Raw genomic sequence first — 12,894 nt, 5'->3', positions numbered from 1 at the left:
CAACAACTTGTACCCTACACGTATTGTCCCCGCGCCCATGAGGACGGCAATCACGTGCACGACGAGCAGAAAGTCGCGGCCGGCACCGCACGGCTGTCCGACGAAATCATCCGGTTGATCCGGATGGGACCGCGTTTCCGGGGCATGCTCAAGACCGGGGACCTCGGTGCCGAGTTCTCCGCGCTGATGCTGTTGCTGCCGTTGCGTGCGATGGGACCGATGCGAGTGACCGACCTCGCCGAGCTCAAGCAGTCCGACCCGTCGACGGTCAGCCGACAGGTCGCTCAGCTGGTGAAGGCGGGTCTGGCCCGGCGGGAGGCGGATCCGGCGGACGGCCGAGCCTCCCGGCTGGCGGTGACCGAGACCGGGGTGGACGCCTGTGAGCGCCTGCGATCGGCCCGCACCGCCCTGCTGGAGCGGGCGCTGAGCGATTGGCCGGCCGACCGGGTCGACGCTTTCGCCCAGCTCTTCGAAGAATTCAATAGCTCCGTCGAGGCGCTGCTGCGCACCGACCTCGGCGCACCACCACGGGAGATCGCGTGAGCCACCCCAGTCCGCGGGCCGACGACTCGGCCGCGGAATTCACCCATCGGCAGATCCTCACGATCCTCGCCGGCCTGATGATGGGCATGTTCCTCGCCGCCCTGGATCAGACGATCATGGCGACCGCCACCCGGACCATCGCCGACGACCTCAAGGGCTTCGACCTGCAGGCCTGGGCCACCACGGCGTTCCTGATCACGTCGACCATCTCGACACCGCTGTACGGCAAGCTCTCCGACATCTACGGCCGGCGGCCGTTCTTCCTGTTCGCCATCGGCATCTTCATCGTCGGCTCGTTCCTCTGCGGCCTCTCCACCGACATGTACCAGCTCGCCGCGTTCCGGGCGATCCAGGGCATCGGCGCCGGCGGCCTGATGTCACTGGCGCTGGCGATCATCGGCGACATCGTCCCGCCCCGCGAGCGCGCCAAGTACCAGGGCTTCTTCCTGGCCGTCTTCGGTACCGCGAGCGTCCTGGGCCCGATCCTGGGCGGCTTCTTCGCCGGCCGGGACCAGATCCTCTGGGTGGACGGCTGGCGCTGGGTGTTCTACCTGAACGTGCCGATCGGCATCGCGGCGATGGCCGTCGTGGCCCGGGTGCTGCACCTGCCGCACCAGCGGGTCAGCCACCGGATCGACTGGCCGGGCGCGGTCGCGCTGATCGTCGGCCTGGTGCCGCTGCTGACCGTCGCCGAGCAGGGCCGGACCTGGGGCTGGGACTCCGGCCGGTCGATCCTCTGCTACGTGGTCGGCGTGGTCGGCATCATCGCCTTCGTGTTCATCGAGCGGGCGTACAAGGACGAGGCGCTGCTGCCGCTGCGAATGTTCGGCAACCGTACGGTCGCGGTCGGCGCGGCCTCCAGCACCATCCTGGGCATGGCGATGTTCGGCGGCCTGATGACCGTCCCGCTGTACCTGCAGATCGTCAAGGGCTCCTCGGCCACCATGGCCGGCCTGCAGATGATCCCGTTCGTGTTCGGCATCATGGCCGGCTCGATCGTCTCCGGTCAGCTGATCTCCCGGACCGGCCGGTACCGGATCTTCCCGATCATCGGCAGCACCTTCATGGTGATCGCGCTCTTCCTGTTCTCCCTGGTCGGCGCGGACACCCCGCTGTGGCGGACGATGCTGGTGATGGTGCTGATGGGCCTCGGCCTGGGCGGCAACATGCAGCCGATGATCACCGCGGTGCAGAACGCGGTCTCCCCGCGGGAGATCGGCGTGGCCACCGGCGCGGTCACGTTCTTCCGCTCGATGGGCGGCACGCTGGGCACCGCGGTCTTCCTGTCGGTGCTGTTCAACGTCCTGCCCGGCAACATCGCCGACCGCTTCACCGCGGCGCAGAAGACGCCCGAGTTCCAGCAGGCGCTGCAGTCCGACCCGAGCCAGGCCGAGCTGCTCAAGCAGGCGACCAGCGGTGACGCGCTCAGTGACACGTCGTTCATCGGCAAGCTGACCGACGTGATCGCGCACCCGTTCAAGGTCGGCTTCTCGGACAGCGTGCACGTGGTCTACCTGATGGCCTTCAGCATCATGATCATCGGCTTGATCGTGGTCCTGTTCCTCCCGGAGATCCCGCTCGGCCAGCGGTCCGCGCAGGGCCAGCGTGCCGCCGACGCGGCGCAGGCGAAGGGTGAGGCCGCCGCTGACGGCGACGGCAACCCCGCCGGGGTCAAGGCAGGCGGCGACGGTCCCGCTCACTGACAAGAGCTTCTGGTACGGACGGAGCACCCGTCCGTACCAGTAGCGTGGGGCCCATGGCTGTTGTGAAGATCAACGCGATTGAGGTCCCCGAGGGCGCCGGCCCCGAGTTGGAGAAGCGGTTCGCCGCCCGCGCCGGAGCGGTGGAGAACGAGCCAGGCTTCCTCGCCTTCGAGCTGCTCCGCCCGGTCGCCGGCGACAACCGGTACTTCGTCTACACCCGCTGGGAGTCCGAGGAGGCCTTCCAGAACTGGTCGCAGGGCAGCGCCAAGGCCGCCCATGCCGGCGAGCGCGCCAAGCCGGTCGCCTCCGGCGCCAGCCTCCTCGAGTTCGAGGTCATCCAGCACGTCGAAAAGCCCACCGCCTAACCAGCGTGTGAAGTTTCGGCGCGCTCCGCACCCAAAGTCCCCACGCACGACCGTGCCCCACGGAGCGTGTGAAGTTTGGGTGCGCTCCGCACCGAAACTTCACACGCTTGCGGGGTCAGGAGTGGGGTTCGCCGCGGTGGCGGGCTGCGGCGGCGACCAGGCGGTCGGCGACCGTGCCGCGGTCCAGGCCGAGCCGCTGGGCGCTGTCCTGCAGGATCCGGTACGCCTCCTGCACCCCGCACCCACGCTGGGCGATGATCACGCCGACCGCCCGGTCCACCACGGCGCCCTCGGTCAGCGCCTCCCGCCGCTGCAGCTCGCCGAGCAGCACCTCGGCCTGACCGGCCACCGCCATCGCGGTCAGCAGCAGATCCGGCCCGACCTCGCCGGCCCGGCCCAGGGACACGCTGAGCGCGCCCACCGCGGTCCGCTGCACGTCCAGCGGGATCGCCGCCACCGCGCCGATGCCGTCCTCCCGGGCCGCCTCGGTCAGCTCCGGCCAGCGCTCATCGGCCCCCAGATCGTCCGTGGTGATCAGGGTGCGGGTCCGTGCCGCCTCCAGCCCCGGACCGGCGCCGTGGGCGTACTGGGACCGGTCGGACGCCTCACCGGCGGACCCGGCGGTGGCGATGGTGGCCGGCCCGCCCTCGCCGATCAGCGCGACCGAACAGCGGACCGCGCCCGGCAGCGCGCCGACCGTGAGCGCAGCGAGCCGGTCGAGCGCCTGGCTCAGGGTCTCGGCCGTCAGCAGCCGGACGGTGACCTCGTGCAGCAGCCCGGCCAGCTCGACCGGGTGCGGCCCCTCCTCGGACAGCAGCGTGGCGGTACGCCGGGGCCGGACCCCGGCGACGAGACGTCTGCCCTGGCCCGGCGGGGTGGCGTCACCCGAGGTGACGCGTCGGCGGGACCGGATGCCGCGCTGCGCGGCCGGTACGCGACGTTGCGGTACTGACACCCGACGGATCCTAGCCATGTCGATCCGGCTCGGCCCCGGTTCGGTGCCCCTATCGGGGGGTGTTGTCCGTTTAAACCCACCTGGCACCAGAAAGTACGACCGGAAAAACAACTCGGCCCCCTGGTGAACCGGGGGCCGAGCAGAGTAGATGCCGGTGTGCAGGTCGCCTCGCGGCGAGTGGCTCAACACGGCTCCAGCCGAACTGGTATTCCGTGCAGGCGTTGGGTGAGGCCCGGGGACACAAGCAACACCGGCATCCGTTCACAACCTTCGGCACCCGATCGGGATTCCAGTAGGATTTGTGACCCGAGTTACAAAAGAGGTTCAGTCGCCCTCCGCTTTCCGCTTGGCGACGTCGTAGGCCATCTGCAGGAAGTCCGAGACCGCGGTGGCGGTCAGCGCGGTCGCGGCGAGCCGGGTCAGCCGGGGTGCCAGCACCAGCCCGCCGGTCAGCCCGGTGGCGACCCACACGGCCAGACAGAACGGGCAGGTGATCAGCTCGCCGATCCCGTGCCGCACGCTGCTGCCGGAGTCCCGTACCTCCTCGTTCAGCTCGGCGGCGCCGGCCGGTTCGGTGTAGCGGGTGAACGGCGCCCGCAGCGGGCTGGTCACCGAGTCCTTGGCGATCAGGCGGCTGAGCTTGTGGGTGGCGATCGAGAGCAGGGCCACGTCGGCCGGCGAGGGGCGGTCCGGGGCGGAGCGGCCGGTGAGCTTGGCGGCGGCCGCCAGGCTGGCCGCGAGCGCGCCGAAAGTACCCATCGCGACGACGTAGCCGCTGAGGGGCCGGTGCTCGTGCGGCGAATAAGCCTGGGCCGTCGCGGCGGCCCGAGCCTGCAGGCTGGTCATGGGTTGGGGGTCCCTTCGTCAGAAGGCCGGGAGAGCCGTTCCGTCAGCTGCACGCTTGCCCGGGCGGGCGGTCACCAAACCCGCCGGTAGGCTCGGGGGCATGAAAGGGCTGTGGACTCCGGCGTGGATCGCCCGGCACCTCTTGGCGCTGGTGCTGACCGCGGGTTGTCTCGGGCTCGGCTGGTGGCAGTTCAGCCGGGCGACGAACGGCAACTCGCTCAGTTGGGGCTACATGTTCGAGTGGCCGGTCTTCGCCGGCTTCGTGGTGTTCATCTGGATCCGCGAGATCCAGCTGCACCGGCGCAAGCTCGGCCCCGCCGACGAGCAGCCCGCCGTGGACGCGCCGGCGCCGGCGCGGGATCCGGATGCCCCGATCACCCTGGGCCGCCCGGTCCGGGTCGCGACCCGGCCGGCCGTGGCCACCGAGTCCGATCCGGAGCTCGAGGCGTACAACGACTACCTGACCTGGCTGGCCGCGCACCCCGGCGCCCGCCCGGCCGACTATCCCCGCCGCCGCACCGTCACGGGCTAGCCCCGTCCCCCGCTGCGGGCTAGCCCTGTCCTTTACTGAGAACTAGCATCGCCAGAGAGCAAGAAGGAGATCCCCCGTGCAGGGCGCCCTCATTCGTTACCGGACCATCGCCTGGATCGTCGGCGTGCTCCTCGTCGTCCTCGTCCTGGTCGGCATGCCGCTGAAGTACATCGGCGACAACGACGCGGTGGTCGCGATGATCGGCCCGCTGCACGGCTTCCTCTACATGGCGTATCTGCTTCTCACGTTCGACCTGTCCCGCCGGGCCGGGTGGCCGTTCGGCCGGATGATCATCGTGATGCTGGCCGGCACCATCCCGTTCTTCTCGTTCTGGGCCGAGCGTCAGGTCACCCGGCACTGGGCGACCAATCCCGCGCTCGAACCCGCGCTGAACGATTAGTCCGTTCCACCGGGGCGAAATAACGCTCAGCGTGGATCGAATAACAGCCGGTTATCGGGATTAAGTTCGCAACAGCGACTATTGGCAGAAAACACTCGGCAGGGACTTGATTTTGTTTTCTGCACCGATAAGTTGATGCGGTTGGTTCGGTCCGCAGCCACAAACCCTCCGATGGCGCCGGCCAACGCCGCCGAATCATGGGCGACATCAGTCGTCGCTTGCGAACCGGGGAACCACGTCCCGGGGGTGAATCCGCTTCACAGCGGTAGGGCTCTTCTTCCAGCCCGAACCCGTCAGCTAACCCGGTAGGCGGCACAAGCGGAAGAAAGGCCCCTGACCCGTGCCACTCCCCCGCACCAGGCTCCGGGCGCTGGTGGTCGCGCTGACCGCGCTGGCGATCACCACGTCGGGAGCTACCGCCGCGCACGCGGCCCCGTCCAAGGAAGAGCTGAAGAAGCAGATCGACAAGGCTTCGGACAAGCTCGAGGACGTCACCGAGGCGTACAACAAGATGCGCCTCGACCTGAAGAAGACCAAGGCCGACGCGGTGAAGCTGAGCGCTTCGCTCAAGCCGGCCCAGGCCGCGCTGGTCCAGGCCACCTCCAAGATGCAGACGATCGCCACGACGTCGTACATCACCGGCCGGGTGGGTCCGATGACCATCCTGCTCAGCGGCGACCAGGACAGCGTCCTGCAGCGGATGAGCTACCTGGATCAGATCAGCAAGGCCAACCAGCAGGACATCGACACCTACACCGACACCACGCAGACCTTCACCGACCGCCAGGCGGCTCTCAAGACCACCGAGAAGAAGCAGGGTCTCCAGGTCCAGGAGCTGTCCGCGCAGAAGACGAAGATCAAGAAGGACCTCGACAAGCTGCTCGACATGCGCGAGACCGCGTTCGGCAGCCCCACCGAGAGCAGCGGGTCGTACACCGGCGAGATCCCGAACATCCCGGGCTCGGCCGGCAAGGCGGTCACGTACGCGTTCGGCGCGGTCGGCAAGCCGTACGGCTTCGGCGACGCGGGCCCCAACTCGTACGACTGCTCGGGTCTGACCATGGCGTCGTGGGCTGCGGCGGGCAAGTCCCTGCCGCACAACGCCGCCGCGCAGTACAGCGCCACGGCCCGGATCAGCAAGGCCGATCTCCAGCCGGGTGACCTGGTGTTCTACCGATCGCTCGGGCACGTCGCGCTCTACGTCGGAGGCGGCATGATCATCGACGCGCCCTCGGCCGGCCGAGATGTGCTGCACCGCTCGATCAACATCATGACCCCGTACGGATACGGCCGGGTCAAGTAACCAGCACCGCACACGAAGAAGGCCGGTACCCCTCGCGGGGCACCGGCCTTCTGTCGGTCAGGTGATCAGGCGGCCTGCAGGCCTTCGGCCCGGGCCAGCTCACGCAGCCGGCCGAGCGCCTGGATCTCCAGCTGACGGATCCGCTCCCGGCTGAGCGAGAAGCGCGAGGCCACCTCGGTCAGCGAGTGCTCCCGGCCGTCCTCCAGGCCGTACCGCGCCCGCATGATGCCGGCCGAGCGGTCGTCCAGGTGGTTCAGCAGGCCCTCGATGCGCTGGCGCTCCAGCGCGTTCAGCACGATCTCCTCGGGCGACGGCGCGTCGCTGTCGGCGACCAGGTCACCCAGGTTGGTGTCGCCGTCGTCGCCGACCGGGGTGTCCAGCGAAACGGTGTCCTGAGCCCAGCGAGTGAGCTCGTTGACCCGCTCCACGGTCACGCCCAGCGCCGCCGCGACCTGCTCCGGCTCCGGGTCGCCGCCCAGCTCACGGACGAGCTGGCGGGTCACGTTGCGCATCCGGTTGACGTCCTCGACCAGGTGCACGGGGAGACGCACGGTGCGCTCCTGCTGGGCGATGGCCCGGCTGATCGCCTGGCGCACCCACCACGTCGCGTACGTCGAGAACTTGTAGCCGCGCTCGTAGTCGAACTTCTCGACCGCGCGCACCAGGCCGGTGTTGCCCTCCTGGATCAGGTCGAGCATCGGCATGCCCGACCGCACGTAGCGGCGGGCGATCGACACGACCAGTCGCAGGTTGGCGCGGATGAACAGGTCTTTCGCCTTGGAGCCCTCGGTGACCAGGCGCTCCAGTTCCTCCCGGCTGATGCCGCGACGCTCTTCGCCCTGCTCGAGCAGGTGCTCGGCGTAGAGGCCCGCCTCGATCGCCTTGGAGAGCTCGACCTCCCGCGCGGCGTCCAACAACGGCGTCCGGGAGATTTCGTGCAGGTAGACTCCGACGAGGTCGCGCTCCTCGGCAACCTGGTCGGTACGCATCACGGTGTTCTTCTCCACGTTGCCCACGGTCCCCTCATTGCCGTCACTAACCCTGTTACGGGCATTACCTGCGTCCATCAGCCCTCTCCCGTAACGTCCGCGGCTCGTGCATTGCGGTGCTGACATCTACACAACAAATGACTGCCTGCGCTGATTCCGGCTGGTGGGTCGAAAGTGTCACGAATGCCTGGGTCTTACCTGAGAGCCCAGTGCGCGGTAGCTGAGTGCGGTCTCTCTGCGACCGCCTTGCGTATAGACGGGTACCCGTCGCGCGCCTCATAACACCATCGGCCTCTCATCGTCCACAGCGACGGGCATCACCTTGGGCGCCGCGACGCTCGTCACCCTCTATCTACGGGGTTTCCGCCGTTGGGGTTCACGTGGAGCATCGACCGGCCGCTGACGGGCCTGAAACAAACGTGAACATCAAAAAGATCCCACCCGCCCGGACGCGGCGGCCGAACGGGACCATCGGTCACAATGCGCCACCCCAGGCCGTAGTTCACTCGCCTACCCGGGTGACGTTCCCCGAACAGGTGACATTCCCGCTGCGGGCCTCGAACGTCCGGTGAAGTGAGCAAGCGCACACCCACGAGCGGGTGACAACCTGCTCGGATGCTTGGCATGACCAACACTGCTCTTGTGACCGGCGGCACCGGCGGGCTCGGCGCCGCCACCGTGGTCGCGTTCCTCGCCGCCGGCTGGCGCGTCGTCGCTCCGGTCCGGCCCGGCAGCGAGGACCGGCTGCCGGCCGGCGCGCTGCCCGTCCCGGCCGACCTCACCACGGCGGCCGGCGCCAGCGCCGCGGTCGCGGCGGCCACCGGCGACCCGGCGGCCCCGCTCACCGCCGTGGTCAACCTGGTCGGCGGGTACGCCGCGAGCGGGCTGATCGCCGACACCCCGGTCGAGGACTTCGAGGCGATGTTCACCGCGAACCTGCGGCCCACCTACCTGGTCACGGCGGCCGCGCTGCCGCACCTGGTGGCGGCCGGCGGCGGCTCGGTGGTATGCGTCTCGTCCCGGGCCGCGGTGGCGCCGTTCCCCGGCGCGGCCGGTTACGTCACCTCGAAGGCCGCGGTGCTGGCGTTCGCGCAGACCGTCGCGGTCGAGTACCGCAAGCAGAACGTGCGCTGCAACACCGTGCTGCCCAGCGTGATCGACACCCCGGCCAACCGGGCGTCGATGCCGGACGCCGCACACGACCGCTGGGTGCGCCCGGAGCAGATCGCCGACACCATCGTGTTCCTGGCCTCGGACGTCTCGTCACCGACCAGCGGCGCGCAGATCCCGGTATACGGCCAGGCCTGACGCTCTCAGCAATCTTTGAGAGAACTAGAGAGATTCAGCAAGCTGCCAGCCCAGAACGGCGGCTCCGGCCAGCACCGGCACCCCGGCCAGGACCAGCGTCCGCACCCGGATCCGGCGTGGGGCCGGTGCCGCCGGGCGGGTGGCGGCCGCCAGACCGGCCCGGATCGCGGCGCTCACCTGGTCCGGTGTGCCGTTCGCGTCGATCACCACGAACTCCGGGAACTCCGGCAGTGAGCGGTAGGCCCGGTCGGCGGCGGTCAGGTACTCCATCGACTCCTGGTCGGTGCCGCGCCGGTCGATCCGCTCCTGGGCCACCGCCGGGTCGACGGCGAGCAGGAACGTGACGTCGGGGTGCGGGAACAGCCGGTAGGCCAGCCGGGCGCGGCGCTCGGCGGCCGGGCGCGCACCCCGCGCGCGCAGGCTGGCGTACTGGCAGAACGCGTAGCGGTCCATCACCGCGATCTCCCGGCGCAGCGCACGGCGCAGCAGCGTCCGGACGATCGAGAGCCAGCGCAGCACCGACTCGACGAGCAGCATGCCCCGGCGGCCGAGCAACGCGTCGGCGTCCGGGCGGCCCCATCGCACGGCCCGCTTGCCGAACCAGGCCCGGCCACCGGCGTTCTGCCGGTAGACCGCGGGAAGGCCGGTCGCGGCGAGCTCGGCGGCGAGCAGCCGGGCCTGGGTGGTCTTGCCGGAACCGTCGATGCCGACCAGGGCGATGGTGCGCGGGCCGGCCAGATCACCGGGGCGCCCGGGTGCGAGGTGCTCGGGGGACGACATCCCACTGACGGTAGCCGGGTATCGCACCCGGCGGTCCACGGTGCGACCGGCGGGAAGCGGATCAGAATGATCGCCGGGGGTTCAAGGCGTGGCCACTCGGGGTAGTCGTCACCAACTGGACACCTGACAGGGAGGTCACCATGCCGCATCGCGTCGACGAGGGGCTGGCCGGCACGATGAAGCGTGTCGCCGCGACCCTCAAAACGGCGGAGATCCCCTTCGCACTGGGCGGGAGTTTCGCCGTGTACGCACACGGCGGGCACTCCAGCGATCACGACGTGGACTTTCTGATCCGCGAGCAGGACAAGGAACGAGCCCTGCAGGAGCTGGCCGGAGTCGGCTTCGAGACCGAGGAACCGCCGGAGGACTGGCTGGTCAAGGTCTTCGAAGAGGGCCGGATGGTGGATCTGATCTACCGCCCGGTGGAGACACCGGTCACCGACGAGACACTTGCCGACACCGAGCGGATCTCGGTCGAGGCGATCTACATGCCGGTGCTGTCGGCGACCCAGCTGATGATCCACAAGCTGATGAGCTTCAGCCAGCACCACTGCGACTTCGCACACGGGCTGCCGGTCGCCCGCTCGCTGCGCGAGCTGATCGACTGGGAGCGGGTGGCGCGGGAGACCGCCGCGTCGCCGTACGCCGAGGCGTTCCTGGTCCTGCTGGACCGGCTCGACGTCGTGCCGTTCCCGGCCCGTGACGCAGTCGTCCGAGGAGGGTAGGGGCAGAGATGACCAAACAGATCGATCTGGAAGCCGAGATCCAGCGGCTGCTCGCCGAGCACGACCGGGTCGCCGAACAGGGCGTCACCGTGCAGCGCCGGGAGAACGTGCTGGTGCTCAGCGGCGAGGTGGAGAGCGCGACGCGACGCGACGAGATCTGCCGGCAGATCACCGCGCACTATCCGGACCTGGAGATCGCCTGCGACATCGGCATCACCCGGACCCAGGCCCCGGCCGAGGTGGAGGAGATTTCATGATCCGGATCGCCGCCGTGGGCGACGTCCACGTGGACAAGGATGTGGTGGGCCGGTTCCGACCGGCCCTCGAGGAACTGCCCGGCCGGGCCGACGCGCTGCTGATCGCGGGTGACCTGACCCGGCACGGCACGGTGGACGAGGCGAAGTGCTTCGCCACCGAGTTCGGCGGCCTCGGGGTGCCGGTCGTGGTGGTGCTCGGCAACCACGACCATCAGAGCGACGCGCAGGACGACGTGACCCGGGTGCTCACCGACTCCGGGATCACCGTCCTGGAGGGCACCACGACCGTGCTGGAGCTGAACGGGCACCGGCTCGGGGTGGCCGGGACCAAGGGGTTCGGCGGCGGGTTCGCCGGCGCCTGCGCGAGCAACTTCGGCGAGCGCGAGATGAAGGACTTCGTCGGCACCAGCGAGCGGTACGCCACCGCCCTGCGCGAGGCACTCCGATCGATCGAGTGCGACGCGCTGGTGGCGCTGACCCACTACGCGCCGGTCCCGGCGACACTGGCCGGGGAACCGCTGGAGATCTACGCGTTCCTCGGCTGTTATCAGCTCGGGCAGGCGATCGACGAGGCGCCGACCGCGCTGGCCCTGCACGGGCACGCGCACCACGGCTCGGAGCGGGGCCGGACGCCGGGCGGTGTGCCGGTGCGCAACGTCGCGCACCCGGTCATCAAGCAGGCGTACAACGTGTATCAGCTGCTCAGCGACACCGTGGACACGAAGGACACCGCGCTCGTAAATGTGTGATCCGGAACCAGGTTTTCGATTTTCGGACATCGGGTACCAGCAGTGACATGGACCTACTGCTCTGGATTCTCGCCGTTATCCTCGTCGTCGCCGGTATCCTCGCGCTGTTCCGGCGCCAGATCCTCTGGGGTGTCGTGCTGATCATCGTCGGCCTGCTCGTGGGCCCCGGTGGCGTCAGCATCTTCACCTGATCGGCATCCCCCACACCCCCAACTGTCGGCATCGGCAACCGGGATCGCCTCGCGCCAGACGCGGGACGGTCCCGGTTTTTCGTTGCCCGCGTTTCCGGTCTCTTTGGTGCATCAACGCACACAAGGTGCGATGTAGGACAGCTGACGTCTGACTCAATCCCCCGCGGACCAACGCCGACCTTCGCGAGGTAAGTCAGTGGCTGCTCATATTCACCACTTCACCTATGGCGCATTCAACCCGGTAGCTGCGACGTTACTGGCCTACCTCGGATCTTTCGCCGGGCTGCTCTGCACCGAGCGGGCCCGTAACGCGCACAGTCGCAGCCGGCGCAACCGGTGGCTGGTGATCGCGGCCTTCGCGATCGGCGGGGGTGGCATCTGGCTGATGCACTTCGCCGCGATGCTCGGCTTCGACGTCCCGGACAGCCCGGTGCGCTACGACCTGCCGGTCACCCTGCTCAGCCTGCTCTTCTCGGTGGTGACGGTCGGGATCGGGCTGATGGTGGTCGGGCACGGCGCGCCCAGCCCGGCCAAGACGGTCGCGGCCGGCGTGCTGACCGGTGGCGGCGTGCTGGCCATGCACTACACCGGGATGGAGGGCATGCGGCTCTCCGCGGTGGTGCACTACGACCCGATGCTCGTCGGTGCGTCCGCCCTGATCGCGATCGTGGCCTGCACGACCGCGCTGTGGTTCACCGTCTCGGTACGCGGTCTGGGCCGGGTGGCCGGCGCCGCCGCGGTGATGGCGATCGCGGTCTGCGGCATGCACTACACCGGGATGGCCGCCATGTCGGTACGGATGGACCCGGCGATCGTCCCGGTCCAGAACGGCATCCGGCCGCTCACCATGATCGTGCCGATCACCCTGATCACCGCGGCCACCATCGTCGGCGTGGCGCTGAGCGCGCTGCAGGCGATGACCGAGGAGGAGTTCACCGACGGGGCCGGCACCCCGAAGCGCGGTGTGCACGCCGAACCGGCGCAACCCTGGGCGCTGCGACAGGGCTCGATCGGCGCGATCCGGATGTCCCCGGCCGCCCGTGCGGTGGCGACCGGACGGGCCGCCGGGTCGGGCCGCCCGTCGCCGGCGCCCCGCCCCGCGACCGGCTCGGCGACGTTCGAGCCGGTGGTGGCGAACGTCCCCACGGTCACCCCGATCCCGCCGCTGATCCCCCGGGAGCCGTTCGCTGAACCGGGTGGTCCGATGGGTCCGGTCGCGGGTCCGGCCACATCCGGCACGTAAGGGTT

General features: G+C 69.5%; 16 protein-coding genes and 1 riboswitch. Of the genes, 12 read left to right on the top strand and 4 right to left on the bottom strand.

The window, feature by feature from the left end:
• The first annotated feature begins 54 nt into the window (after positions 1 to 54).
• From Apa02nite_RS12575 to Apa02nite_RS12565, 3 genes are read left to right on the top strand one after another with little or no spacing between them, the layout of a single operon-like run.
• On the top strand, positions 55 to 543 hold the full coding sequence (locus Apa02nite_RS12575; RefSeq protein ID WP_067695776.1) for a MarR family winged helix-turn-helix transcriptional regulator: 489 nt from the start codon (positions 55 to 57) through the stop codon (positions 541 to 543).
• Positions 540 to 2,246: an MDR family MFS transporter gene (locus Apa02nite_RS12570; protein WP_203825198.1), complete on the top strand. Its 1,707-nt coding sequence runs from the start codon at positions 540 to 542 to the stop codon at positions 2,244 to 2,246. Before Apa02nite_RS12575 ends, Apa02nite_RS12570 begins: the two co-directional genes overlap by 4 nt.
• 53 nt (positions 2,247 to 2,299) lie before the next feature.
• The gene (locus Apa02nite_RS12565; RefSeq protein ID WP_203825197.1) at positions 2,300 to 2,611 is read left to right on the top strand and encodes an antibiotic biosynthesis monooxygenase family protein; all 312 of its coding nucleotides are present in this window, start codon (positions 2,300 to 2,302) and stop codon (positions 2,609 to 2,611) included.
• 115 nt (positions 2,612 to 2,726) lie between these two features.
• Here Apa02nite_RS12565 and Apa02nite_RS12560 read toward each other — a convergent pair whose 3' ends face one another.
• Both Apa02nite_RS12560 and Apa02nite_RS12555 read right to left on the bottom strand, forming a co-directional pair.
• The gene (locus tag Apa02nite_RS12560; protein ID WP_239164276.1) at positions 2,727 to 3,566 is read right to left on the bottom strand and encodes a GAF and ANTAR domain-containing protein; all 840 of its coding nucleotides are present in this window, start codon (positions 3,564 to 3,566) and stop codon (positions 2,727 to 2,729) included.
• 324 nt (positions 3,567 to 3,890) lie between these two features.
• Entirely contained in the window at positions 3,891 to 4,412 is a 522-nt protein-coding gene (locus Apa02nite_RS12555; protein WP_203825195.1) for a DUF1360 domain-containing protein, read from the bottom strand.
• A 100-nt stretch (positions 4,413 to 4,512) separates the two neighbouring features.
• Between Apa02nite_RS12555 and Apa02nite_RS12550 the strand changes: the two genes are divergently transcribed.
• The 3 genes from Apa02nite_RS12550 (at position 4,513) to Apa02nite_RS12540 (ending at position 6,647) form a co-directional block, all read left to right on the top strand.
• Positions 4,513 to 4,944 (top strand): hypothetical protein, encoded by a 432-nt coding sequence (locus Apa02nite_RS12550; protein ID WP_203825194.1) that lies wholly within the window; start codon positions 4,513 to 4,515, stop codon positions 4,942 to 4,944.
• Between the two features lie 76 nt (positions 4,945 to 5,020).
• A complete protein-coding gene (locus tag Apa02nite_RS12545) occupies positions 5,021 to 5,344 on the top strand; it encodes a DUF3817 domain-containing protein (protein WP_067695792.1) in 324 nt (107 codons plus the stop codon).
• A 178-nt stretch (positions 5,345 to 5,522) separates the two neighbouring features.
• A riboswitch (cyclic di-AMP (ydaO/yuaA leader) is annotated at positions 5,523 to 5,671 on the top strand.
• Between the two features lie 13 nt (positions 5,672 to 5,684).
• Positions 5,685 to 6,647, top strand: a complete 963-nt coding sequence (locus Apa02nite_RS12540; protein ID WP_239164275.1) for a C40 family peptidase — start codon at positions 5,685 to 5,687, stop codon at positions 6,645 to 6,647.
• Positions 6,648 to 6,712: 65 nt separating this feature from the next.
• Here the strand turns inward: Apa02nite_RS12540 and Apa02nite_RS12535 are convergent, their stop codons facing one another.
• Positions 6,713 to 7,714 (bottom strand): sigma-70 family RNA polymerase sigma factor, encoded by a 1,002-nt coding sequence (locus Apa02nite_RS12535; RefSeq protein ID WP_067695799.1) that lies wholly within the window; start codon positions 7,712 to 7,714, stop codon positions 6,713 to 6,715.
• A gap of 546 nt (positions 7,715 to 8,260) precedes the next feature.
• On the opposite strand from Apa02nite_RS12535, the gene Apa02nite_RS12530 reads away from it, so the two are divergent.
• Positions 8,261 to 8,944: an SDR family NAD(P)-dependent oxidoreductase gene (locus Apa02nite_RS12530; protein WP_203825193.1), complete on the top strand. Its 684-nt coding sequence runs from the start codon at positions 8,261 to 8,263 to the stop codon at positions 8,942 to 8,944.
• Between the two features lie 24 nt (positions 8,945 to 8,968).
• Here Apa02nite_RS12530 and Apa02nite_RS12525 read toward each other — a convergent pair whose 3' ends face one another.
• A complete protein-coding gene (locus Apa02nite_RS12525) occupies positions 8,969 to 9,724 on the bottom strand; it encodes a nucleoside/nucleotide kinase family protein (protein WP_203825192.1) in 756 nt (251 codons plus the stop codon).
• A 140-nt stretch (positions 9,725 to 9,864) separates the two neighbouring features.
• Here Apa02nite_RS12525 and Apa02nite_RS12520 point away from each other — a divergent pair, with 140 nt between their 5' ends.
• From Apa02nite_RS12520 to Apa02nite_RS12500, 5 genes are all read left to right on the top strand, one after another.
• Positions 9,865 to 10,449, top strand: coding sequence for a nucleotidyltransferase (locus Apa02nite_RS12520; protein WP_067695808.1), 585 nt, complete (start codon positions 9,865 to 9,867; stop codon positions 10,447 to 10,449).
• Between the two features lie 8 nt (positions 10,450 to 10,457).
• Positions 10,458 to 10,706 carry a hypothetical protein gene (locus tag Apa02nite_RS12515; protein WP_067695811.1) on the top strand — a complete coding sequence of 83 codons (249 nt, stop codon included), beginning with the start codon at positions 10,458 to 10,460 and terminating at the stop codon, positions 10,704 to 10,706.
• Complete coding sequence (locus tag Apa02nite_RS12510; RefSeq protein WP_203825191.1) at positions 10,703 to 11,455, top strand: metallophosphoesterase family protein; 753 nt, start codon at positions 10,703 to 10,705, stop codon at positions 11,453 to 11,455. Before Apa02nite_RS12515 ends, Apa02nite_RS12510 begins: the two co-directional genes overlap by 4 nt.
• 47 nt (positions 11,456 to 11,502) lie before the next feature.
• A complete protein-coding gene (locus Apa02nite_RS12505; RefSeq protein ID WP_014688232.1) occupies positions 11,503 to 11,646 on the top strand; it encodes a GPGG-motif small membrane protein in 144 nt (47 codons plus the stop codon).
• A 196-nt stretch (positions 11,647 to 11,842) separates the two neighbouring features.
• The gene (locus tag Apa02nite_RS12500) at positions 11,843 to 12,889 is read left to right on the top strand and encodes an MHYT domain-containing protein (protein ID WP_203825190.1); all 1,047 of its coding nucleotides are present in this window, start codon (positions 11,843 to 11,845) and stop codon (positions 12,887 to 12,889) included.
• Positions 12,890 to 12,894: the final 5 nt, after the last annotated feature.

The organism is Actinoplanes palleronii (genome assembly GCF_016862315.1).
In the GTDB taxonomy this organism is placed as follows: domain Bacteria; phylum Actinomycetota; class Actinomycetes; order Mycobacteriales; family Micromonosporaceae; genus Actinoplanes; species Actinoplanes palleronii.
The sequence above is the reverse complement of the archived record's forward strand: the minus strand, read 5'-3'. Positions and strand labels throughout refer to the sequence as shown.

Bases quoted from the DNA above. Each gene is read 5' to 3' on its own strand.
- Apa02nite_RS12565 (WP_203825197.1), top strand. From the start codon at position 2,300: ATGGCTGTTGTGAAGATCAACGCGATTGAGGTCCCCGAGGGCGCCGGC.
- Apa02nite_RS12555 (WP_203825195.1), bottom strand. From the start codon at position 4,412: ATGACCAGCCTGCAGGCTCGGGCCGCCGCGACGGCCCAGGCTTATTCG.
- Apa02nite_RS12550 (WP_203825194.1), top strand. From the start codon at position 4,513: ATGAAAGGGCTGTGGACTCCGGCGTGGATCGCCCGGCACCTCTTGGCG.
- Apa02nite_RS12535 (WP_067695799.1), bottom strand. From the start codon at position 7,714: ATGGACGCAGGTAATGCCCGTAACAGGGTTAGTGACGGCAATGAGGGG.
- Apa02nite_RS12530 (WP_203825193.1), top strand. From the start codon at position 8,261: ATGACCAACACTGCTCTTGTGACCGGCGGCACCGGCGGGCTCGGCGCC.
- Apa02nite_RS12525 (WP_203825192.1), bottom strand. From the start codon at position 9,724: ATGTCGTCCCCCGAGCACCTCGCACCCGGGCGCCCCGGTGATCTGGCC.
- Apa02nite_RS12520 (WP_067695808.1), top strand. From the start codon at position 9,865: ATGCCGCATCGCGTCGACGAGGGGCTGGCCGGCACGATGAAGCGTGTC.
- Apa02nite_RS12515 (WP_067695811.1), top strand. From the start codon at position 10,458: ATGACCAAACAGATCGATCTGGAAGCCGAGATCCAGCGGCTGCTCGCC.
- Apa02nite_RS12510 (WP_203825191.1), top strand. From the start codon at position 10,703: ATGATCCGGATCGCCGCCGTGGGCGACGTCCACGTGGACAAGGATGTG.
- Apa02nite_RS12505 (WP_014688232.1), top strand. From the start codon at position 11,503: ATGGACCTACTGCTCTGGATTCTCGCCGTTATCCTCGTCGTCGCCGGT.